The sequence below is a fragment of the Pseudochrobactrum sp. XF203 genome (assembly GCF_020341615.1).
GTDB classification, from domain to species: Bacteria; Pseudomonadota; Alphaproteobacteria; order Rhizobiales; family Rhizobiaceae; genus Pseudochrobactrum; species Pseudochrobactrum saccharolyticum.
In genome coordinates this window covers 1142373-1165114 of record NZ_CP084392.1, presented here as the reverse complement: position 1 = coordinate 1165114, position 22742 = coordinate 1142373, and the positions used below count along the sequence as shown (strand labels likewise).

Here is a 22742-nt window from a genome sequence, read left to right as displayed (position 1 = left end):
AACACGCATCTGACCCGAAACAATTTTCAGTTGCCAATATGCATTCAGTTCACAAGAGGCATCAGGTTCAACGAACATCCATGCCTCAAATTCTTATTCAAAAGCAGAATTCTGCCCAAAGCCAGAGCACATTAAGCGCTCTGAACTTTAATCCTCATTGCTCGATGATACAGCATTTTCCGGATGGCCAAGCTCATCAATGACATTGTGGAAGTCTTTGGCAACACTGAAATTGCGATAAACGGATGCGAAACGGATATAGGCAATATCGTCCACGCCCTTCAGTGCTTCCATCGCCAGACGGCCGATCTCTTCCGACGGAATTTCAACCTCGCCGGAACTTTCCAGCTGGCGCACAATGCCCGAAACAGCGCGTTCCACGCGGTCACTGTCAACCTCACGCTTGCGCAGCGCAACCTGCACCGAATGCATCAGTTTATCGCGGTCGAAAGGCACACGGCGGCCGCTTTTCTTGACCACCATCAGTTCGCGCAATTGTACGCGCTCAAATGTTGTGAACCTGCCGCCACATACAGAACAGACACGGCGTCTGCGGATGACCGAACCGTCTTCCGCCGGACGGGAATCTTTGACCTGCGTATCTTCAGACTGACAAAACGGACAGCGCATGGCTCAACTCTCAACTTGTTACCGCACCTTGCAGCACGGCAGCCATTCCAGCCTGACAGGTTGTAAACGACTATAATTCACTCAGATTGAAATTATCTAAAGCAGATAGGCTGCTTTGTCATCAGCTATGTCCGGCAAGCTGCACAGACAAAAACGCCGCGTAACACTTATGTGATACGCGGCGTCTGAAATTACAACATAGTCACAACCGGCTTAGCCCAGATAGCCATACATCGGGAAGCCTTCGGTCAGCTCCACAACTTTTTTCTGAACAGCCTGTTCAACAGCTGCATTGCCTTCATCGGAATTGGCAGCTTTAAGGCCGTCGAGCACTTCAGTGATCATATCACCGATTTTTTCGAATTCCTTGATGCCGAAACCGCGGGTTGTACCGGCCGGTGTGCCGAGACGGATACCGGAGGTTACAAAAGGCTTCTCAGGATCGAACGGAATACCGTTTTTGTTGGTGGTGATATTGGCACGGCCCAGTGCTGCTTCAGCGCGTTTGCCGGTTGCATTTTTCGGACGCAGGTCAACCAACATCAGATGGTTGTCGGTGCCGCCGGAAACGATATCGAGACCATTTTTCTTCAGGTTCTCTGCCAGAGCCTTGGCATTTGCCACAACATTCTGCGCATAGAGCTTGAATTCAGGCTGCAGCGCTTCTGCCAGTGCAACCGCTTTACCGGCAATCACGTGCATCAGCGGGCCGCCCTGAAGACCCGGGAATACAGCCGAGTTGAATTTCTTGGCCAGATCACCGTCATTGGTCATGATCATACCACCGCGCGGGCCGCGCAGGGATTTGTGGGTGGTGGTGGTGCAGACATGAGCATGCGGCACTGGCGACGGATGCACACCGGCAGCAACCAGACCGGCAATATGCGCCATATCAACCATCAGATATGCACCGACTTCATCGGCGATTTCACGGAAACGCTTCCAGTCCCAGATACGGGAATAGGCAGTACCACCAGCCAAAATCAGCTTAGGCTTATGTTCGCGGGCAAGACGTGCCACTTCGTCCATATCCAGCAGGTGATCGTCTTCACGCACACCATAGGATACGACATTGAACCATTTACCGGACATATTGACCGGAGAACCGTGGGTCAGGTGACCACCGGAATTCAGATCCAGACCCATGAATGTATCGCCCGGCTGCAGCAGCGCGAGGAATACAGCCTGATTCATCTGGCTGCCGGAATTTGGCTGCACGTTGACGAATTCTGCGCCGAACAGTTTCTTCGCACGTTCAATCGCCAGTTCTTCAACGATATCAACATACTGGCAGCCGCCATAATAGCGCTTACCCGGATAACCTTCGGCATATTTGTTGGTGAGGATTGAACCCTGAGCTTCAAGCACTGCGCGGGAAACGATATTTTCCGATGCAATCAGCTCGATTTCGTGACGCTGACGGCCAAGCTCCTTACGGATTGCGCCGAAAATTTCAGCATCCGCTTCTTCAAGACCCTTATTAAAGAATGCTTCGAGAGAAGCACTGTTCGCCTGCGACATATCCTATTCCCTTCCGGTTCCCGGTCAATTTCCCAGTCAAAAGTCAATCAGACACCATTCCCGCCGCCTGTATGCGACGGTCATGGAATTCCTCGCTATTTTTTTGACGCGTATCTTATCCGAAAACCGGCTCCCGCTTTTCGGGATACGCTCAATGTCTGTCCGCATATCAAAATGCGAAACAAAAAGCACGTAAATTCAATGCTGTTTAAGGGTTAGAGCTGCTCCGGCAGTAAACGATTTATCGGAGCCGCTCTAACTCTTTTTTACGCATTATCCTACGCAAAACCGCTTCGCACTTTTGCTGGAAATGCTCTAGCCCATTCCTATGTCGGGTGGCAATATCACACTTGTAACACCTGCTCCATGGCCAACAGGCGATATGCCATGACGTAAAACGGCTAAAGTCCCATTTATATCGTTTAAATACAAAAAAGCCGCCCGAAGGCGGCTTTAAATTCAGACGATTATTAACAGACCATGCTTCTGCTTAGCCATCCGGCTGGTGCATTTTTTGGAACTGCACCAGCATTATTGCGACCTCAGGCTGTGCAAGATCAGATCGCGGTACCGATTGCCAGTTCCGAAGCACCGTCCATCTTGTAAATATCATCGCGGAACTGCGGAATACCGTCACCGGTAGACCATGCGGAAATATAGACAAAATACAGCGCCACAGGGTCAGCCACCTGAATCGGATTATTCTGACCGCTCTTAATTGTATCTTCGATGGTCTGACGATCCCAGCCGCCGGTATTTTTCAGCAGCCACACATCCAGATCGCGGATATTCTGCACACGGATACAGCCTGACGAGTCGAAGCGCATCAGATTGTTGAAAGTGCCCTTCTGTGGCGTATCATGCATATAAACAGCATGGCTGTTATGGAAGTTGATTTTGGTCGAAGCCATGGCATTGATCTTGCCCGGATCCTGACGGAACATCAGCTTCACTGCATCTTCCGTGTTCCAGTCAACGGTTTCCGGCGGAACTTCCTGCCCCTGACCATCGTAAAGACGGATCTTGTTCTTGGTCAGATATTGCGGATCTTTACGCATCAAAGGAATGATATCCTTGCGGATAATCGACTTTGGCGCTGTCCAGTATGGATTGAGGATCACTTCATGGATTTTAGAAGTCAGGATCGGTGTCTGGCGGTCGATCTTGCCGACAACTGCGGTATGGCGCTGTACCACGCGGCCATTTTCAATCGCCTCAATCTGTGCTGCCGGAATATTGACCATGACAAAACGTGTCTGATCGACATTGGCCAGCGAGCCAAGACGCTGCAGATTAGTATTCAGCTGACCAAGACGGACATCGGCGCTGACATTGAGCGCTTTATAGGTCACATCGCCCATCACGCCGTCAGCAGGCAGACCGTGGCGTGCCTGAAAGCGCTTTACGGCCGCATCTACATAAGTATCAAAAGAATTGGAAGCACCGATGCCCTGAGGCAGATCGCCGGAGATCATCAGGCGCTGGCGCAGGATCGGCACAACCTGACTTTTCATGCCCAGACGCAGGCGCTCATTGCCCGGCACAACCGGCCAGCCGCCATTGGCGACAATATTATTATACTGATTGATCGCTTCGCTGATATAATTCAGCGTCTGCGGGCTCATAATCGGCTGATTGGTGGCGATAGCTTTGGCACCGCCGGTGCCGCGCGCATCGAATGTATCGTTCCAGTTACCGCGACGGCCGGATGACAGCACATCATTCAGGCCGACAGCCTGAGCAAGTGCCGCAGAAGAAACTGCCGGTACGGACAAAGCAGCCAGTCCCAGACCGGCAGCGCCCCGCAAAAACAAACGGCGGTCAAGTGCCTTGGTTGTTTTGCTGTCTTTTACATTATGCTTCATTCTTTGATCCTCAATCCGCCGTAACAGGACGTGGCACACCGGAAGCTTGCCGCATGACACAGGCATATCAGCAGAAAAGCTCTAAGCGCTCTGCGCTCCAGAACATTCCCAATCTAAAACTAAGTATTGGAGATGCTCTGTCGCTTTATTAAGCTCTATACGCGCATCTTATCCGAAAACCGGTTCCCACTTTTCGGGATGCGCTCAACTTTAACTCTGAAACTAAAACAAACCCGAATAGCAGTATAACTGACTGAACACGCATCAGTTGCCTAAACACAAAACACCCTGCCGGACTTTACCGCTATAATCAGTTTTGTGGCTTAAACATGTCTGCGGGTATTCCGGCAAGTCATTACATTCATCACAAACTGAAAATTATTATTGCAGATAAGCTTAATAAGTGAATGTGGCCATTTCGCAACGATCAGAACTGTCCGGCCTAGAGCGTGTCGCGTTTAATCGAATTCATAGTGCTCGCTCTAGATTCTTTTAATTGCCGCATGTCTGCGGTAGCTCAAATGAATCCATTTGAGCTAGACATGCTTTAGCAGCATTACAGCTCAGCAGGTCTGCCATGCATGTGGCTGAATTTTTGCAGGCGTCGCAAAGAGTTATGCATAGAGGCCAGACGCGCGGCATCAGGCACTTCCCTGCCCGATGTCTCCAGAAACACAAAAGTATAGAGCTCATAGAGGCCGTCTGCCACCGCCTGCCCTTTTTCAGTAAGCGCAAGAACCGCCAAATCTGCTCCGCCCGCCGCCGTCTCATCCGCAGCGGATGTCACGTAACCTTGCGCAAACAGACTTGCCAGCATCACCACCGATTGTGATGTGACGGGCTCAACCATCCGATAAAGCTGGACAGTATCACGCAGACCAAGACTGATACAAAACAGCATCAATGCCTGCTCGGCATTCAGCGGATAATCCTGACGGCCGGAAAAGGCATCGTCAAAAAATGCCAGAACCCGCTTATAATGCCGGTTCAGCTGCCGCTCGACTTCCAGACACAGAACCTGCAAGCCTGTTCCTTCACCGGAACGGGAACCTGCATGCCCCATACCGGATAATGATGTCTGAAACGGCTCTTGCGTTTGCATGCAGCTTGTCTCCGCTTTTCCAAAGCACAAGATCAGCCAGCCGCCTCCGAATGCGGAGCGCGCAGAAAACTGAAATTTGCCTGAGGAGACTTTAAGAAACAGCGGTGAACTTCGGCTTAAGCCACAGGGCTAACAAGTGGTTAACAACCGGCTCTCTCAATCCGGTCATTATTCCAGCTTTAGCGGACAGGCGTTGCCAGTGCACGTTTACCCTGCAAAAACAGGCCGATGCGAAAAGCGATATAGATCAGCAGAAACGCAATATTGACGGCTGCCAGCGCCGGAAAATATTCAAAGAACCGTGCAAAAACTGTGTAAATCAAAGCCTGAGCCACAGCCGTAATCACCCATAGCACAGCGCCCCATGAGGCACGGATCCACAGGCCGGTCGCAACAATCGGCAGCGCAATCGCGAGACTCACACAGATTGTCTGCCATTGCCACGGCATCAGATCGAAACGCCATAGCAGTCCCGGATATAGGCCGATCAGCCGCAACCAGTAATAAACACCGCCGACAAGACAAACCAGCGCGACAAAGCGGATAAACAGAATGAACCAGCTATGCAGGGCTGAATCTCCCGTGCGCAGTCTCAGCTGATCGTCCATCATGCGGCTCATTACCCTTGTTTAATGTCTTTAAGCGTTAGAAAATCCGGTAATTGCACCTGCGCCAATGTTGCAGGGTTCCATAGCGGATTACCGGTCTTGTCGATCAGAACAGCGCCGACACCGGCATAGAAATCATGCCCTTGCAGCAGAATCTCTGCCAGAGCGTACTCTATTTGCATCTGTCTATCCAAGCGTGCGCTATAGCTCAGCTCTTTGTTTGCACGAATAAATGCTTCCGCATCCTGAAATAGTGTAAAAATCGCTTTCAGACTGGTTGGTGAACGCTTGCCCAGCAATTCCGCAATGGCTGCGGCTTTCTCATCGCCGGCCTCTCCGGCGTCTGAGAATTGCGCCAGAACCTGCTCAGCACTTTCCGCCTTACAGCATCGGGCAATCAGCGCCCTATCCTGTTCCGGCATTTCCCAGTCGGGCACATCCGACTGCATAGACAGAAGTATATCATCCGGCTGTTCACCGCCGATCAGCCGCTCACGCAATTCCGCCAGTTGTTCAGCTTTAAGAGCGTGCGTGGCAATCCCGCTCTGCAAACAATCACCCCAGCGGATAGCAGAACCGGTTAAGCCGAGATAGAAACCGAACTTGTCCGGCAAGGCAGGTAAAAACGCACTGCCGCCGACATCGGTGAAAAAACCGATCCCGCTTTCCGGCATAGCAAAAAGTGTATTTTCCGTCACAATCCGGTGTGAACCATGAACGGATATTCCGGCACCACCACCCATGGTAATGCCGTCAAGCAAAGCAATATAAGGTTTTTTATAGGAGCCAATGAGACGGTTGAGGCGATATTCATCCTGGAAGAAATCATAGGCAGGCGCACCGTTTCTGCCTGCATGATAGGCAGCCACAACATCACCGCCAGCACAGAATGCACGCCCTTCGCCTTCAACGATCACAGCTTTGACCTGAGGATCATCTGCCCAATGCAGCAAGGCGCGCTCCATTGCCTGCACCATTTTGTGTGTCAGAGCATTCAGCGCTTTCGGACGGGTCAGCCGGATCAGCCCTGCAGAACCTTGCATAGTAAAAGCAATTTCATCATCGCCGCCGAAATTCTCCTTGAAATCAGATATCATCACGCCGCTTCCTCCGCTCTGATGCACCTTATTCATTGATTTTCCTCTCCCGCATTGAAGCATGATTCATAAGTGAGTAAAGCAAGCGCGGCAATGTTTCACACCTCAAAAATTGTTTTTATCAAGCTGTAACCATGATTTGGGTGTTAAGGCTCCCTCATCGAAGTCTGCACTGCAGGAAATTGCAGTTTCATAGGCCGAAATACGGAAAGACATGATGCGTAACATTGATGAGATCACCCAAAGCCGCCGCCTGCGCCGTACGCGCCGTACCGAATGGTCACGCCGTCTGGTTCAGGAAAACAGTTTAAGCGTCAATGATCTGATCTGGCCGTTTTTTGTCTGTGAAGGCAGCAATGTCGCCTCGCCGATTGCCGCAATGCCGGGTGTTCTTCGTTATTCCGTGGATATGGCTGTGCGTCAGGCAGAAAAAGCTGCAAAGCTCGGCATTCCGGCCATTGCACCTTTCCCGAATGAACCGGCGCGGATTAAAACGCAGGACGGCTCCTATATTGGCAATCCTGACAATCTCATCAATTCGGTGACCCGCGCGATCAAAAAGGAAATTCCGGAAATCGGCATTATTACCGATGCTGCGCTCGATCCTTTCACCACGGACGGTCATGACGGCATTTTGCGCGACGGTATTATTCTCAATGATGAATCCGTTGAGATGGTTGTGCGCGGTGCGCTGGCACAAGCTGAAGCCGGTGCGGATATTATCGCCCCTTCCGATATGATGGACGGCCGTATCGGCGCAATCCGCGATGCACTGGATGCCAATGGTTTCCAGCATTTGCCGATCATGTCCTATGCCACCAAATTCGCTTCCGCTTTCTACGGTCCTTACCGTGAAGCGATCGGCACGGCAGGTGTGCTGAAAGGCGACAAAAAAACCTATTATCTTGATCCGGCCAATACGGATGAAGCGCTGCGCGAAGCCGAGCAGGATGTGCTGGAAGGCGCGGATATGCTGATGGTCAAACCGGGTCTGCCTTATCTCGACATTATCCAGCGTATCAAAAGCCAGTTTGCCCTGCCGACCTTCGCCTATCAGGTCTCCGGCGAATATGCGATGATCAAAGCGGCCGGTCAGAATGGCTGGATCGACGAAGAGAAAGTCATGCTGGAAAGTCTGCTGGCATTTAAACGTGCCGGTTGCGACGGTATTCTTACTTATTTTGCTCTGGAAGTGGCTGAGAAACTCAAAAACGCCTGATACCGTTTATGTTTTTATAAAAGCGCATTCCGCCATCGGCAGAGTGCGCTTTTTTATATGGGATTGCATTTAGAGGGCTTACCGGCGGGCAATCTTGAAATCGGCACCGCGGCTTCCTATCTCCTTGTTTGTAAGTTTAAAAGGAGAAACCATAAGCCGATGAATGACCGAACAATCAATAATGATATTGTTCTGCCGCGTTTTGAAGACCGCCGCCTCTATGAAGGTGTGCGCACCAGACGTGTATTCGCCTTTCTGATCGACTATTTCATTGTGCTTTTGCTGTGTATCCCTGTCGCGATTATCATCGCTTTTCTGGGTATTCTGACGCTGGGTCTGGGCTGGATGCTCTATGGTATCCTGCTGCCGCTGGTGGCGCTGCCTTATGTATATTTTACAGTCGGCGGACGTAATAAAGCCACCACAGGTATGCGGATGATGGGTATTCGCATCGAGCGTATGGACGGTAATCCAGTTGACGGCCTGTTTGCGGTGGTTCACTCGGTTTTGTTCTGGGCTTCCTGCACAGTGCTTACCCCGCTGATCCTGCTGGCAACCCTGTTTCTGGATTATAAACGCGGCGTACACGACATGCTGCTCGGCGCGGTGATTATCCGTACCAATCCATAACAAGACGACAAGTTGAACGTGAGCAGCGCGGGTATTTCCGCGCTGTTTGCATTACCAGCTTTTTTATCGCCCTTTATGCGCTATGAAGGGCTAGAGCATTTCACAGTCAAGTTGGATCAACTTGACGGCAGTGATAATGCGACAAACTAAAGAATCTAGAGCGAGTGCTGTGATCCAATCTGGATGTAAACCGCTCTAGAACGAGTTTTGCGCACCCAAAGAGGAGCCTGACGCTCTAAATCACAAAAGCGGGATTTTACATATCTTCGTTTTCAATTATTATTAACCACTCTGCAGGCCTTTAACTGCACAATTACAGACGTAAATTTTACAATTCGTCTTTATTGCGTTTTGACAGGCGAAACATGACACAACATCAACCGCAACCGCAGCAATTTTATCTCACCGCCCCGTCTGAATGTCCTTATCTGGACAATCGCGCAGAGCGGAAGGTTTTTACACATCTGGTTGGCAGCCGCGCGCCGGAACTCAACGATCTGCTGACACAGGCCGGTTTCCGACGTTCGCAAAATATCGCCTATCGCCCCGCCTGTGAAAGCTGCAATGCCTGCGTGTCCGTGCGCATTCTCGCCGGTGAATTTCAGATGACGCGCTCCATGCGCCGCATCTGGAAACGCAATCAGGATCTCATTGGTTTTGCCAATAAGGCTGAGCCGAGTTCCGAACAATATTCCCTGTTCCATGATTATCTCAATCACCGTCACCATAATGGCGGTATGTCGGAAATGTCCGTACTTGATTATGCAATGATGGTTGAGGACAGCCATGTGAACACGCAGATCATCGAATATCGTATGCGTGGCGCTGATACGATGATTACCGGCAAAGGCGAAGGTCCGCTGATTGCTGCCGCCCTTACCGATGTGATGGGTGACGGCGTGTCGATGGTCTATTCATTCTTCAATCCGGAACTGGCTGACCGCTCACTCGGCACCTATATTATTCTCGACCATATTATGCGCTGCAATGCGCTTGGCCTGCCGCATGTTTATTTGGGCTACTGGGTCAACGGCTCCGAAAAGATGCATTATAAAACCCGCTTCAAGCCGCAGGAGCATCTCACAACCAATGGCTGGCTGCGCACAGATATTGCAGATTAAATCAAAACGCCCGCATGAGAACCATGCGGGTGTTTTTATATTAAGCAATAAATTCAATTTTCTAGATGATAAATCTCATAATGAGATTCATATCTTTTTGCGCGACATGCTTCAGCTTTTACGCCCTACTTTGTAGGCCATGCCGATTGAAGCAGGCGTAACCGGTGAAAAACCGTATTGCGCATAAAGATGCTGTGCAGGACCATCAGCAATCAGGCTGACATAGGCACTCTCCGGTGCATGTTCATCCAGATAGGCTTTGATCTCAAGCATAATCCGCTTGCCAAGTCCCTGCCCCTGATAGTCAGGCAGAACTGCAATATCGCAAACCTGATAGGTTGTGCCGCCGTCACCAATGACGCGTCCCATGCCGATGATCTGATCACCATCGGCAATCTGCACGGCGAATAATGAATTCTTCAAACCGCGCTCGGCTGCGTCTGTTGTTTTTGCACTGAGGCCGCTGGCAGTGCGCAGATGGCAGTAAGTTTGCACATCCGGAATCTGATGCAGCACCTGATATTTTGATTCAGCAGGCATGGCTAAAGGTTTCTTCCCATTGGTTTATCAGCAATCAGAGCGGCTTCTTCCCTACAAGAAGCCACTCTGCCTGTATTTTACGAAGTGAATTTACCGGTGCGCGGGAAACCCTTCGGCACCATCCGTCCGGCGGAAGCGCGTGCACCCGTCCATTCCAGCAATTCTTCTTTACTGCGTGTGAATGTGCGGTCAGCGGAATCCTGCCATGTCAGCCCCTGTTCGATAGCAAAGCTGCGGATGTCGGACACACCGCCGTCTTTGTATTTCTGCAGACGCACACCTTTACCGCGTGCCAGTTCCGGCAGCTCGGACAGCGGGAATACCAGCATTTTGCGGTTTTCACCGACAACAGCCATAGTATCACCGGTCACACGCTGACAGATTTTCATCTCATCCGGCAGTTTCACATTCATGATCTGCTTGCCCTTACGGGTATTGGCTATGACTTCGCTTTCGCTGATCATGAAGCCATAGCCCTCATGGGATGCCAGCAGCAATTTAGCAGATGCATCATGCACAAAAGCGGTCAGAATATCCTGATCATTGTCCATATCGACCATGATACGGATCGGCTCGCCATGGCCGCGACCACCCGGCAAAGTATTGGCACCGATGGTGAAGAATTTACCGCCGGTCGTTGCCACAACAATCTTGTCCGTGGTTTCGGCGTGGAAAGCCAGATGCAGCTTGTCGCCTTCTTTAAAGGACAGGCTGGAGAAATCTGCCAGATGCCCTTTCATAGCGCGCATCCAGCCCTTTTCCGATACCACAATCGTGACCGGCTCACGCTCGATCATTGCCTGATGAATATCTTCCAGATCATGGCTCGGCGCTTCAGCAAATTGCGTGCGGCGCTTACCCAACGGCGTTTCAGGCCCGTAGGTCTCGCGAACCTTTTTGATTTCGCCGCTGATCGCCTTCCACTGCTTGATTTCCGAACCGAGCAATTCTTCAAGCTGCGCTTTTTCAAGTGTCAGCCCGTCAAACTCTTTGCGGATTTCAAATTCTTCCAGCTTGCGCAAGGAACGCAGGCGCATATTGAGGATCGACTCAGCCTGCATGTCTGTCAGGCTAAACGTACGCATCAGTTCCTGTTTCGGCTCATCCTCTTCACGGATGATGCGGATAACCTCATCCAGATTGAGATAGGCAATCAGGTAACCGCCCAGAATTTCCAGCCGCTTTTCAATCTCATTAAGCCGGAATTGTGAACGGCGCTGCAGAACTTCCTTACGATGTTCCAGCCATTCTTTCAGCACACCACCCAGCGAGAGAACATTCGGTACTTTACCATGGGAAAGCACGTTCATATTCAGCGAAATGCGGCTTTCAAGCTCGGTGAGCTTGAACAGCGATTCCATCAGCAATTCCGGATCGACAGAGCGGTTCTTTGGCTCCAGAACGATACGGATATCTTCAGCCGATTCATCGCGGATATCATCAAGCAGCGGCAGTTTCTTCGCCAACAGCAGTTCAGCGATCTTCTCGATCAGGCGTGATTTCTGCACCTGATACGGAATTTCCGTAATCACCACCACCCATGTACCGCGGCCGAGATCTTCCTTCTCCCATTTCGCACGCACGCGGAATGCGCCGCGGCCTGTGCGATAGGCCTCAAGAATATTCTCTTTTGGCTCAACCAACACACCGCCGGTCGGAAGATCAGGTCCCTGAACAATTTGCACCAGTTCTTCAACCGTTGCCTGCGGATTGCGGATCAGCAGCAGCGCGGCATCACACAGCTCCGCCACATTATGCGGCGGAATATTGGTGGCCATACCCACAGCAATACCGGAGGAGCCGTTTGCGAGAAGGTTAGGAAAAGCACCGGGCAGAACGACCGGTTCTTCGTCTTCCTCATTATAAGTCGGACGAAAATCGATGGCGTTTTCTGTAATACCTTCGAGCAGCAGCGATGCCACTTCGGTCATGCGTGCTTCGGTGTAACGCATAGCCGCCGGATTATCACCGTCAATATTGCCGAAGTTGCCCTGCCCGTCCACCAGCGGATAGCGCACAGCAAAATCCTGCGCCAGTCGTGCCAGCGCATCATAAATAGAAGCATCGCCGTGCGGGTGGAACTTACCCATCACGTCACCGACAATACGCGCGCATTTGGCATAGGCACTGCCCGGATTAAGACGCAGCAGGCGCATGGCATGCATGATGCGGCGGTGAACCGGCTTCAGACCGTCGCGCACATCCGGCAGCGCACGATGCATGATCGTGGACAGCGCATAGGCAAGGTAGCGCTCTTCGAGCGCCGATTTCAGATCAACTGTTTCAACGTGATCGTCGCCGCCTGATGGCGGAATCAAATTATTTCCCATGGAATATGGTTAGCAAGCGGCTGATTCTGCGGCAAGTCAAGATGCGTTTACACACAGTGAATAGGCCGGTTTTCCGCATTATTCTCGTTATTTCATCAAAAATACAACGATAATGACAACAGATTTTCGATCATCCTCAAGTGTGACTTGCAGTAAAATAAACGGGCTGTTACGAAAATGACAAAATTGCCATGTTATTAGGCGATGACAGTATTTCGTATGTAATATTTAGGTCAACACTTAAGGAGCCTCTGATGCCGGTTATGAAACCGCTATATACCGCAGCCCGCACTCTTTCCGTTGCTACAGCACTCACTGTGATCTTTGCTGGTTCAGCTTATGCACTCGACGGAAATGATGTCGCCAAGCGTCTGCAGGCTCGCTTTGAAGAACAGGGTACAAAAATCGAGTTCGGCAAAGTCGACACCGATGGCTCAACCGTTACCCTGCGCGACACAAAAATCGACTTCAAATCCGCTGAAATGGGCACTTTCACCGTTGGTGACATTGTTCTGACAGACGTTGCTGAAAACGACAAAGGTGCCTACACCGCGGAAACTGCAACCCTGCAGGATTTCGAAAAAACTGATGACAAGAGCACTTTCGCTCTGAAGGGCATCGAAATCGGCAAACTCTATCTCGCAGCAGATGACGAACAGGATCCTGTTGTCAAAATGCTGTATTATCAAACCATGAAGGCTGACAGCTTCACCATCCACGAAGATGGCGAAGAAATGGTCAACATGAAAGATATTTACGCAACCTCTACCCCTTACACAAAGGGCACTCCGGTTGCGATGAGCTTCGGCATCAAGTCCATTGATCTCGACATCGAGAAAATGGATGCATTGCGCAAAGGTGCGGATGCAAGCGCCGGCAATGACGAAGCTTCGGAAACACCAAATCCGATGATCGATCTCGGCTACAAACAGCTGAGCATGGCTGTAACCTCGACCGGCTCATGGGAACCGGAAAAAGGCGATCTGGCCATCGACAAGATGGAGTTTGATGTCAAGGATGTCGGTAAATTCGACACCACCATGAAGCTCGGCGGCTATGATGCAAAATTCATCAAATCCGTACAGCAGGCCAGCGCTGAAATGAGTGCAAACAAGGAAAATTCCGATGCAGCCGGTATGGCGATGCTCGGTCTGATCCAGCAGCTTTCGATCAGCAACATGGCTATCCGCTATGATGATTCATCCCTCACCCCTAAACTGCTCGACTATTATGCCAAGCAGCAGGGTATCTCCAAGGAAGACATGGTCAACCAGATCAAAGGCATTGCGCCGATCATGGTTGGCTATCTCGGCCATGCGGATTTCGCCATGCAGGCAACGACTGCCGTCAACACCTATTTTGACGATCCTAAGTCTCTGACAATTGCTGCAAAGCCGGAAGCGCCTGTTTCCTTCGCTCTGATCGCAGCAACTGCAACTGCTGACCCTAAGAAGCTTCTGGACCTGCTGGCTGTTAAACTGACTGCCAACCAGTAAGTTCTTCTGAACTGAACAAGAAACCCGGCTTTTAGCCGGGTTTTTTATTGCCTGAACATTACGCAATAAAAAACGCCGCGTCCGTTAAGACGCGGCGTTTCTAATATTTACCCCTAAAACAGATCAGTCTTTTTTGATCGGGTTCACGCGGATATGCAGATCACGCAGCTGAGCCGGTGTGACTTCTGCCGGTGCACCCATCAGCAGATCAACAGCCTGCTGGTTCATCGGGAACAGCGAGATATCGCGCAGGTTTTTCGCACCAACGAGCAGCATAACCACGCGGTCGATACCGGCAGCCATACCACCATGCGGAGGCGCGCCATACTGGAATGCACGATAGAGGCCGCCGAAGCGATCTTCCACATCCTGCTGGCTCAAACCAACCAGTTCAAAGGCCTTGACCATAACTTCCGGCAGCTGGTTACGGATCGAACCGGATGCGATTTCAAAACCGTTACAAACCAGATCGTACTGGTAGGCTTTGAGCGACAACGGATCCTGCGTTTCCAGTGCTTCCAGACCACCCTGCGGCATGGAGAACGGGTTATGGGCAAAGTCGAGTTTCTTGTTGTCTTCGTCCCATTCATAGAACGGGAAATCGATGATCCAGGCCAGTTCAAAACGATCACGGTCGGTGAGATTCAGCTCATCACCGGCGCGGTTACGGGCATCACCGGCAAATTTGTAGAATTTCGACGGCAGACCAGCCACGAAGAAGCAGGCATCACCATCTTCCAGACCCATCTGGGTACGGATCGCTTCAACGCGTTCTTCACCGATATTCTTAGCAATCGGGCCAGCGCCTTCAAGCTTGTCGCCTTCTTTACGCCAGAAGATATAGCCGAGACCCGGCTGACCTTCACCCTGCGCCCATGAATTCATGCGGTCACAGAAAGCGCGCGAACCACCGGTTTTCGCAGGGATAGCCCATACTTCAACCTTAGGGTCATTCGCGATCATGTTCGCGAATACTTTAAAACCGGAACCGGCAAAGTGACCGGTCACGGCCTGCATTTCAATCGGGTTACGCAGATCAGGTTTATCCGAACCATAGGTGCGGATCGCATCATCATAAGCGATACGACGGAACTGCTGGGTTACCGGCTTGCCTTCAGCAAATTCTTCGAAAATGCCGCGCATTACCGGTTCCATTGTCTCCCAGACTTCTTCCTGAGTGACAAAGCTCATTTCGAGGTCGAGCTGGTAGAATTCGCCCGGCAGACGGTCTGCACGCGGATCTTCATCGCGGAAGCAAGGTGCAATCTGGAAATAGCGGTCGAAACCGGCCACCATCAGCAGCTGCTTATATTGCTGCGGTGCCTGCGGCAGCGCATAGAACTGACCTTCGTGAATACGGCTCGGCACGAGGAAGTCGCGCGCGCCTTCAGGCGAAGAAGCTGTCAGGATCGGTGTAGTGAATTCGTTGAAGCCGATCTCGTTCATATGGCGGCGCATCGAAGAAATAATCTTGGTGCGCTTCATAATGTTTTTGTGCAGCGTATCGCGGCGCAGATCGAGGAAGCGGTATTTCAGACGGATATCTTCCGGATAGTCCGGCTCACCGAAAACCGGCAGAGGCAGTTCTTTGGCAGCAGCCAGAACTTCAATCTCTTTGGCAACGATTTCGATTTCACCGGTAGGCAAATTCGGATTTACAGCCTCATCAGCACGGGCGGTTACTTCACCGTCAACGCGGATCACCCATTCACCGCGAACGGTTTCAGCAACTTTAAATGCCGGGCTTTCCGGATCAGCAACGATCTGGGTCAAACCATAGTGGTCGCGAATATCGATAAAGAGAATACCGCCGTGATCGCGGACACGATGAACCCAGCCGGAAAGACGAACTGTCTGGCCGACATCCGACTTGCGGAGGGCTTCGCAGGTATGGCTGCGGTAACGATGCATGTTTTCTGCCTTCAGAAGAGTGGTAAGAAACGTAAAATCGCAGATAAAATCTGATTTTTATGTTGTCGGACAAGCGCATTTTGGCCGCAAAAAGTCAAGTGTCAGACCCTTCTACAGCCAAATTGATTCATTCTGAATGTTCTATAACCGCTCTTGTCCGTCAGCAACAGACAGCAGCCCCCTTCGAATTGCAGTAAAGTCACAACATATGTGATTTTTAAGCTTACGCCCCCGCGACAAAGCTATTGCGATTGTTTATAGAAAAATCATGGAACTCATTACGACAACACAGGGTCTTGAACAGGCCGTTTCACAGCTTTCAAAATCTGATTTTGTCACTGTGGATACCGAATTCATTCGTGAAACCACTTTCTGGCCGGAACTTTGCCTGATCCAGATGGCATCGCCGGACACAACGGCATTGGTGGATGCACTGGCACCGGGCATTGATCTCAGCTCTTTCTTCGCCCTGATGGCGGATAAATCTGTCGTCAAAGTGTTTCACGCAGCGCGGCAGGATATTGAAATCGTTTTCCACCTCGGAAATCTGATCCCTGAGCCGGTATTCGACACACAGGTCGCAGCGATGGTTTGCGGTTTTGGCGATGCCATTTCTTATGACCAGCTGGTTGCGCGTATCACCGGTGTAAATCTGGACAAGTCGTCCCGCTTTACCGACTGGCGCCGCCGTCCGCTGAGCGACAAACAGCTGGATTACGCACTGGCCGATGTGACCCATCTGCGCGATGTTTATCTCTATTTGCAGGATCGTCTGACCAAAGAAGGCCGCAATGACTGGGTGAGCGAAGAAATCCGCATTCTTACCGCCCGCGAGACCTATGACATGCATCCTGACGATGCGTGGAAGCGTCTGAAAATCCGCCTGCGTAAGCCTGCCGAACTGGCAGTCATGCAGAAGGTTGCCGCATGGCGTGAACGTGCAGCACGTGAACGCAATGTTCCGCGCGGTCGTGTAATCAAAGACGATACGATTCAGGAAATCGCCCAGCAGCAGCCGCGCGATGCGGAAGCACTGTCCCGCCTGCGTACTATTCCGAAAGGCTGGGAGCGCTCCTCTCATGCGCAAGGTTTGGTTGAAGCGATCAATGAAGCACTGAGCATTCCGAAAGAGGATATGCCACGCCTGCCGAAGCAATATAACGCGCCGGAAGGTACCGGTGCGGCCTCTGACGTGCTGAAACTGCTGCTTAAGATCATCACCGAAGATCACGGTGTAGCACCGAAAGTTGTCGCTTCTTCCGATGATATTGATCAGATTGCTGCCAAGGGTAATGCAGCGGATGTACCGGCTCTGAAGGGCTGGCGTCGTGAGCTTTTCGGTGAAAAAGCACTGCAAATGATTGAAGGCAAAATCGGCATCAAGTTTGAAAACCGCAAGATCAAGGCAGTTCCGCTGGATTAAGCATGAGCGACAAGATCAAAGTCAGCGTTTTTCTTGGCATCAGTCTGGACGGGTATATTGCCGGTCCGGACAATGATCTGTCGTGGCTGACTGTGGTCGAAACTGATCCGCCTGAAGATACCGGTTATACTGCTCTTATGGCTGATATTGATGTGCTGGTTATGGGGCGCAATACCTATGACACAGTGCTGACATTCGGCTTCTGGCCTTATGAGGGCAAGCAGGTTGTTGTACTGACCAGCCGCCCGCTGACACCGCTTTATGGCGAAACCAGCTTCAACGGCACACTCAGCGATCTGCTGCCGGAGCTGTCCGCGCGCGGTCTCAGGCATGTTTATCTCGATGGTGGCAATGTTGTGCGCCAGGGTCTGCAACAACAGCTGGTTGATGAACTGACTTTAAGCTGGGTACCGGCCACAATCGGCAAAGGTGTACGACTGTTTGAAGGTGATATGTCCATGAACCAATGGAAACTCACCGGCCATCAGGCTTTTCCAAGCGGGTTGCTGCAAGGGCGCTATACATTCAACAAAACAATGTAAAAAAAGCCGGATACAGAGCATTTCCAGTTCACCGCGAACCATAAATGCTCTGTTTTTTTGTTTACGCATTTCCGGACGCATCGAAGTGGGAAAAGAAATCAGTCCGGCGAACTGATTTCCCCGCGAAGGCGGTTCCCACTTTTGTTGGAAATGCTCCTGATCCGGCTTTTTATTACTTCATGCTGCGATGCAATATTTTAGCTTTATTCAACCGCAAAACGCAGTGTCTTGCCGGTTACCTTGGCCAGAACATTCAGCCGGTTATCCAGTCTCTCTGATACCAGATCACGATAGGCCTCCGGCACCACCAGCGCCAGAACATCGCCTTCCTGCCGCCATTTAAGCTGCGGGATTACCCCCGGCATTGAGGCAGAGAACAAATAAACCACCCGTAGCAATGCACCCAGAACCCGAGCCCGCTCGCGCAGACGCGGTGTTGCAATACGGATAATCTCCGGCGCGGCATCATCATCCATCACGCCTTCATGACGATAATAATTGGCCAGCGCCATATAAGCACGCCCCGGATGGTCAATCCCGATGAATGACCCATGGGCAATAATATTCAGCGCCTGCGGGCCGCGATAATCGGGATGTGCACGCCAGCTGATATCGGCCAGCAGACAGGCCGCACGACGATAACGATATTCATCCTCGGTCTCGTCATAGCCGAGTTGCTCAAAGGCATAACCCGTCCAGTCCGCCAGCTCATGCGCATGGCGCGGGGAGCGCGAACGCAGCACCGCCTGCTCTTCAGCAGCGGAGAGCAGAGGATCGAGTTTTTGCTCTTTTTTAGCGAGCAAGGAGAACAGATAGCCTTCACGCACGCCCATTGCCGAGAATACAATTTGTGCCGGCTGCATGCGCTTAACAACTTCCATCAGCACTGTCGCACCATAGGACAACAGCTGACGGCGGTTTTTCGACACAGCCTCAATGCCGCGCATATGATCAATATCAAACCGCGCCACACGATAGAGGAAGTGATAGGCATCTTCCGGATCCATCGCATAGCCATGCATGACATGCAGCGGATAATGTTTGGCACTCATATGCAGCTTGGCAAGATTTCGCCATGTACCGCCCACCGCATAGAATGTGCGGCCTTTGCCCTCTTTCAGAAACCCGACATCACCGACATATTTGCGGGTGATTTTCGCAGCTTCCGTTATCTTACCACCGGACAAATCCTGCAGACGCAAACCACCGAGCGGCAGTGTTATGCCGCTGCCGATCGCCTTGTCAGGATTATCGCCATGCACATCAACCAGTTCGAGGCTACCACCGCCAAGGTCACCGGCGATACCGTCCGGATGATGAAAACCGGAAATAATACCAAGCGCCGAATAATAGGCTTCTTCGCGGCCGGAGAGAATCTGGATGTTTTCACCCAGAATTTTTTCCGCCCGTGCAATGAAATCCGGCCCGTTTTCCGCTTCACGCGCAGCCGCTGTGGCAATTGTATAGATTTTTGTTGCACCGGCCTGTTTGGCCAGCGCACGAAAACGCCGCAGCGCTTCAAGCGCACTGGCGACCGATTTATCATTCAGACGTCCGGTTTGTGCCAGTCCTTTACCCAGACCGCTCAGAATTTTCTCGTTAAAGAAAATTGTCGGAGAACGCACAATACCTTCATAGATAACCATACGCACGGAGTTGGAACCGATATCAATAACTGCGACCGGTTCCAGACCTTTCAAACGGCCCTGTGCCAGAGACAAAGTCATGCGTTACGGTTTCGCTCTGCGCGAACGCGGTTGTGACGCGCAATCAAACGCGGTGCTGACGATTTCAGAGACTTGCCGCGACCGGACAGGCTGGGATTGGTCATGAAATATTCCTGAGCGTTAAAAGCTTCTTCCCCGTCCACGGGTTTAATCCGCTTGGAGGTTCCGTCTGAAAGTACCTCAAAGCTTTGTTGATTATCGTAGAGATTTGCAAGCATAATCTGCGATAAAATCTGTTGATGCACGGTCACATTTGTAACAGGCACCAGCGTTTCCACGCGGCGGTCAAGGTTTCGCGGCATCATATCTGCCGAGCTTATATAGACAATTGCCTCTTTAGACGGCAAATCCTGCCCGTTACCGAAACAGAAAATACGTGAATGCTCAAGAAAACGGCCAACAATGGATTTGGCGCGGATATTGTCTGACAGACCCGGAACCTGCGGACGCAGACAGCAAATGCCGCGGACCACCAGATCAATCTGTACCCCTGCACTGCTGGCTTTATAGAGGGCATCAATGATCTGCGGATCAACCAGCGAATTCATTTTCATCCAGATCGCCGCCGGACGACCCGCTTTCGCATGTTCAATCTCATTTTCAATATGTTTCAGAATCCGGCGGCGCAACGTAAAAGGCGAGATAGCCAGTTTCATAACATCTGCCGGTTGCGCATAACCGGTAATGAAATTGAAAATATGCGCCACATCGCGTGCCGTATCGGCATCAGAGGTGAAGAAAGACAAGTCGGTGTAAATCTTCGCGGTGATCGGGTGATAGTTACCGGTGCCAAGATGCACATAAGAACGCAGTTTTTCATCTTCACGGCGCACGACGAGCGACATTTTCGCGTGGGTTTTCAGTTCGATAAAGCCGAACACCACCTGTACGCCTGCACGTTCCAGATCGCGTGCCCAGCGAATATTCGCTTCTTCGTCAAAGCGGGCTTTCAACTCCACCAGCGCGGTCACCGATTTACCGGCTTCCGCCGCATCAATCAGCGCACGCACAATCGGCGAATTATTCGAGGTGCGGTAGAGCGTCTGCTTGATGGCCAGCACATTCGGATCAAGTGCTGCTTGGCGCAGAAACTGCACCACAACATCAAAAGACTCATAAGGATGATGAACGACAATGTCCTTCTCGCGGATTGCCGCTAAACAATCGCCGCCATGTTCACGGATGCGCTCTGGAAAACGTGGATTATAGGGAGTGAATTTCAGATCATCGCGCGGAATAGCAACAATTTCTGAAATCATATTCAGCGCCAGCAGACCCGGAAGAATACTCACACGGCTCTCGGAAACACCAAGCTCCATGGTCATGAACACCCGCAGCGCTTCCGGTATATCGCTGTCGAACTCAATACTGATAACCCGTCCGCGACGACGGCGTTTCAGTGCAGTTTCGAAATGGCGAACCAGATCTTCAGCATCTTCTTCCACTTCAATATCGCTGTCGCGAATGATGCGGAATGTACCGGCGCCGCGCACTTCATAGCCCGGAAACAGGCGTTCAATGAACAGACTCACCACATCTTCAAGCGTGATAAAGCGATAAATACCCGCCTCGGACGGTATCTGAACAAAACGGCTGAGTGCCACCGGCAGACGCAACAGCGCCACCATCGGATGCTTGTCGGTTATACGCGACAATTGCAGCGCCATCGAGAAGCCGAGATTCGGAATGAACGGAAACGGATGCGCCGGATCGAGCGACAAAGGTGTGAGAACCGGAAAGATCGTATCCAGAAAATGGTGCTCAAGCCATTTCTTATCGTGTTTTTTCAGGCGGTCAGATCGGATAATCTCAATATTTTCCTGAGCCAGCTCCTGACGCAGCATTTGCAGCGTTTCCTGCTGCGCAACCTGCAAAGTGGCAACTTCTGCCAGCACAAAATCAAGCTGCTCCTGCGGTGTACGGCCATCAGCTGAACGTGTGGCCACACCTGCCCGCACCTGCCCTGCAAGACCGGCAATACGCACCATGAAAAATTCATCAAGATTGGCCGCCGAAATCGACAGGAAGCGCAAACGCTCCAATAGCGGCTGATGTTTGTTCACAGCCTCTGCCAATACACGCTTATTGAATTGCAACCATGAGAACTCACGATTGACAAAACGCTCCGGACTTTCAGACAGGTTCCGCACAGCATCATCGGCAGACATATCTGAAACAGCAATAATATCTGTCTTGGCCATTAATGCCGGCATATTACCCACAGGTTCAGCCTCTTTAACCGATCCATGATTTTTTTTATGCGACACGTTAACAATCCCTCTGAAATCGCCGGCACTCAGAAATTACCGGAAAGACCGGACGATATTCGATCCTCTGAACAGTGCTCCTGTTAAGGTTCGTTTATGCATTCTGTATGACAAATTCTTAACAAAGCGGAGATTACAGCAGAAACTATAAAAAACACTTCCGCTCCTGCATTATTCGCGATACATCAGAGCCAAATTATGCGTCCGAGCGCTGCCGGCATCAAGGTTCCGCCTGCTGTCTCTCTCACGCTTTGTTGTTACCGCATTGATGTGGCGAGTGATTCCGCTCAAAGCATAAATGCTTTAAGGTGATACCATCACTGGAGTCGTCATATGTCAGATCATATCATCCCTCATTTTCAGAACGATGCCGGCCACAATGCCATCAGCATCGGCGTTAAAGAATTCATGTGCGTTGGCGCTAATCCGCCATTCGACCATCCGCATGTGTTTCTCGATATGGGCGATGAGGAAGAAGTTGTCTGCCCTTATTGCTCGACCCTTTATCGTCACGATGCATCCCTGAGCGCAGATCAGACTGTGCCTGCCGGTTGCACCTTCAACGATCCTCAGGTTGCGGCTGCAGAATAATCCTGCCTGCCTCCGTGAAAATGCGCCCCGTTTTTCACCATCAGAGCAGTTGTTATTTTCTTTCAAACTGCTCTGACACCACGCTTCAGTTTCTGTAGATGCCGTTGCGCAGGGATAAGAAC

General features: G+C 51.2%; 18 protein-coding genes. 7 read left to right on the top strand and 11 right to left on the bottom strand.

The genetic code is table 11. The features are described from left to right. Positions 1-147: 147 nt before the first annotated feature. From nrdR to LDL70_RS05060, 6 genes are all read right to left on the bottom strand, one after another. Entirely contained in the window at positions 148-630 is a 483-nt protein-coding gene (gene nrdR / locus LDL70_RS05085) for a transcriptional regulator NrdR (protein WP_151157947.1), read from the bottom strand. Between the two features lie 213 nt (positions 631-843). Further along, a complete protein-coding gene (gene glyA / locus LDL70_RS05080; RefSeq protein ID WP_225687576.1) occupies positions 844-2151 on the bottom strand; it encodes a serine hydroxymethyltransferase in 1308 nt (435 codons plus the stop codon). A gap of 557 nt (positions 2152-2708) precedes the next feature. Beyond that, a complete protein-coding gene (locus LDL70_RS05075) occupies positions 2709-4016 on the bottom strand; it encodes a murein L,D-transpeptidase (protein WP_075655656.1) in 1308 nt (435 codons plus the stop codon). A 556-nt stretch (positions 4017-4572) separates the two neighbouring features. Then, the gene (locus LDL70_RS05070; protein ID WP_225687574.1) at positions 4573-5118 is read right to left on the bottom strand and encodes a hypothetical protein; all 546 of its coding nucleotides are present in this window, start codon (positions 5116-5118) and stop codon (positions 4573-4575) included. Between the two features lie 179 nt (positions 5119-5297). Beyond that, positions 5298-5729 (bottom strand): DUF6163 family protein, encoded by a 432-nt coding sequence (locus LDL70_RS05065; RefSeq protein ID WP_075655865.1) that lies wholly within the window; start codon positions 5727-5729, stop codon positions 5298-5300. Positions 5730-5737: 8 nt separating this feature from the next. Beyond that, a complete protein-coding gene (locus LDL70_RS05060) occupies positions 5738-6823 on the bottom strand; it encodes an enoyl-CoA hydratase/isomerase family protein (RefSeq protein ID WP_225688400.1) in 1086 nt (361 codons plus the stop codon). Positions 6824-7037: 214 nt separating this feature from the next. Between LDL70_RS05060 and hemB the strand changes: the two genes are divergently transcribed. From hemB to LDL70_RS05045, 3 genes are all read left to right on the top strand, one after another. Then, positions 7038-8042, top strand: a complete 1005-nt coding sequence (gene hemB / locus LDL70_RS05055; RefSeq protein WP_033315960.1) for a porphobilinogen synthase — start codon at positions 7038-7040, stop codon at positions 8040-8042. Positions 8043-8201: 159 nt separating this feature from the next. Then, positions 8202-8672 carry an RDD family protein gene (locus LDL70_RS05050; RefSeq protein WP_022710475.1) on the top strand — a complete coding sequence of 157 codons (471 nt, stop codon included), beginning with the start codon at positions 8202-8204 and terminating at the stop codon, positions 8670-8672. A 365-nt stretch (positions 8673-9037) separates the two neighbouring features. Further along, positions 9038-9793: an arginyltransferase gene (locus tag LDL70_RS05045; protein WP_022710474.1), complete on the top strand. Its 756-nt coding sequence runs from the start codon at positions 9038-9040 to the stop codon at positions 9791-9793. Between the two features lie 111 nt (positions 9794-9904). On the opposite strand, the gene LDL70_RS05040 is transcribed toward LDL70_RS05045, so the two are convergent. Beyond that, entirely contained in the window at positions 9905-10333 is a 429-nt protein-coding gene (locus LDL70_RS05040; protein WP_116088174.1) for a GNAT family N-acetyltransferase, read from the bottom strand. A 77-nt stretch (positions 10334-10410) separates the two neighbouring features. Beyond that, positions 10411-12663 (bottom strand): DNA topoisomerase IV subunit A, encoded by a 2253-nt coding sequence (gene parC, locus LDL70_RS05035; protein WP_022710472.1) that lies wholly within the window; start codon positions 12661-12663, stop codon positions 10411-10413. Positions 12664-12917: 254 nt separating this feature from the next. Here parC and LDL70_RS05030 point away from each other — a divergent pair, with 254 nt between their 5' ends. Beyond that, entirely contained in the window at positions 12918-14159 is a 1242-nt protein-coding gene (locus LDL70_RS05030; protein ID WP_116088176.1) for a hypothetical protein, read from the top strand. 123 nt (positions 14160-14282) lie between these two features. Here LDL70_RS05030 and aspS read toward each other — a convergent pair whose 3' ends face one another. Beyond that, positions 14283-16070, bottom strand: coding sequence for an aspartate--tRNA ligase (aspS, locus tag LDL70_RS05025; protein ID WP_028233519.1), 1788 nt, complete (start codon positions 16068-16070; stop codon positions 14283-14285). A 268-nt stretch (positions 16071-16338) separates the two neighbouring features. Between aspS and rnd the strand changes: the two genes are divergently transcribed. Further along, entirely contained in the window at positions 16339-17493 is a 1155-nt protein-coding gene (rnd, locus tag LDL70_RS05020) for a ribonuclease D (RefSeq protein ID WP_022710468.1), read from the top strand. Between the two features lie 2 nt (positions 17494-17495). Then, entirely contained in the window at positions 17496-18035 is a 540-nt protein-coding gene (locus tag LDL70_RS05015; RefSeq protein WP_225687572.1) for a dihydrofolate reductase family protein, read from the top strand. A 203-nt stretch (positions 18036-18238) separates the two neighbouring features. Here the strand turns inward: LDL70_RS05015 and ppx are convergent, their stop codons facing one another. Both ppx and LDL70_RS05005 read right to left on the bottom strand, forming a co-directional pair. Then, a complete protein-coding gene (gene ppx / locus LDL70_RS05010; RefSeq protein WP_225687570.1) occupies positions 18239-19762 on the bottom strand; it encodes an exopolyphosphatase in 1524 nt (507 codons plus the stop codon). Next, positions 19759-21963 (bottom strand): RNA degradosome polyphosphate kinase, encoded by a 2205-nt coding sequence (locus LDL70_RS05005; RefSeq protein WP_170265212.1) that lies wholly within the window; start codon positions 21961-21963, stop codon positions 19759-19761. Before LDL70_RS05005 ends, ppx begins: the two co-directional genes overlap by 4 nt. Positions 21964-22362: 399 nt before the next feature. On the opposite strand from LDL70_RS05005, the gene LDL70_RS05000 reads away from it, so the two are divergent. After that, positions 22363-22620, top strand: coding sequence for a zinc-finger domain-containing protein (locus LDL70_RS05000; protein WP_022710464.1), 258 nt, complete (start codon positions 22363-22365; stop codon positions 22618-22620). Positions 22621-22742 lie beyond the last annotated feature (122 nt).

Excerpts from the sequence above, each read along its gene's own strand:
- LDL70_RS05040 (WP_116088174.1), bottom strand. The coding sequence starts at position 10,333 with ATGCCTGCTGAATCAAAATATCAGGTGCTGCATCAGATTCCGGATGTG.
- hemB (WP_033315960.1), top strand. The coding sequence starts at position 7,038 with ATGATGCGTAACATTGATGAGATCACCCAAAGCCGCCGCCTGCGCCGT.
- LDL70_RS05015 (WP_225687572.1), top strand. The coding sequence starts at position 17,496 with ATGAGCGACAAGATCAAAGTCAGCGTTTTTCTTGGCATCAGTCTGGAC.
- LDL70_RS05070 (WP_225687574.1), bottom strand. The coding sequence starts at position 5,118 with ATGCAAACGCAAGAGCCGTTTCAGACATCATTATCCGGTATGGGGCAT.
- nrdR (WP_151157947.1), bottom strand. The coding sequence starts at position 630 with ATGCGCTGTCCGTTTTGTCAGTCTGAAGATACGCAGGTCAAAGATTCC.
- LDL70_RS05000 (WP_022710464.1), top strand. The coding sequence starts at position 22,363 with ATGTCAGATCATATCATCCCTCATTTTCAGAACGATGCCGGCCACAAT.
- ppx (WP_225687570.1), bottom strand. The coding sequence starts at position 19,762 with ATGACTTTGTCTCTGGCACAGGGCCGTTTGAAAGGTCTGGAACCGGTC.
- parC (WP_022710472.1), bottom strand. The coding sequence starts at position 12,663 with ATGGGAAATAATTTGATTCCGCCATCAGGCGGCGACGATCACGTTGAA.
- LDL70_RS05075 (WP_075655656.1), bottom strand. The coding sequence starts at position 4,016 with ATGAAGCATAATGTAAAAGACAGCAAAACAACCAAGGCACTTGACCGC.
- LDL70_RS05050 (WP_022710475.1), top strand. The coding sequence starts at position 8,202 with ATGAATGACCGAACAATCAATAATGATATTGTTCTGCCGCGTTTTGAA.
- LDL70_RS05045 (WP_022710474.1), top strand. The coding sequence starts at position 9,038 with ATGACACAACATCAACCGCAACCGCAGCAATTTTATCTCACCGCCCCG.
- glyA (WP_225687576.1), bottom strand. The coding sequence starts at position 2,151 with ATGTCGCAGGCGAACAGTGCTTCTCTCGAAGCATTCTTTAATAAGGGT.
- aspS (WP_028233519.1), bottom strand. The coding sequence starts at position 16,070 with ATGCATCGTTACCGCAGCCATACCTGCGAAGCCCTCCGCAAGTCGGAT.
- rnd (WP_022710468.1), top strand. The coding sequence starts at position 16,339 with ATGGAACTCATTACGACAACACAGGGTCTTGAACAGGCCGTTTCACAG.
- LDL70_RS05005 (WP_170265212.1), bottom strand. The coding sequence starts at position 21,963 with ATGGCCAAGACAGATATTATTGCTGTTTCAGATATGTCTGCCGATGAT.
- LDL70_RS05060 (WP_225688400.1), bottom strand. The coding sequence starts at position 6,823 with ATGATATCTGATTTCAAGGAGAATTTCGGCGGCGATGATGAAATTGCT.
- LDL70_RS05030 (WP_116088176.1), top strand. The coding sequence starts at position 12,918 with ATGCCGGTTATGAAACCGCTATATACCGCAGCCCGCACTCTTTCCGTT.
- LDL70_RS05065 (WP_075655865.1), bottom strand. The coding sequence starts at position 5,729 with ATGATGGACGATCAGCTGAGACTGCGCACGGGAGATTCAGCCCTGCAT.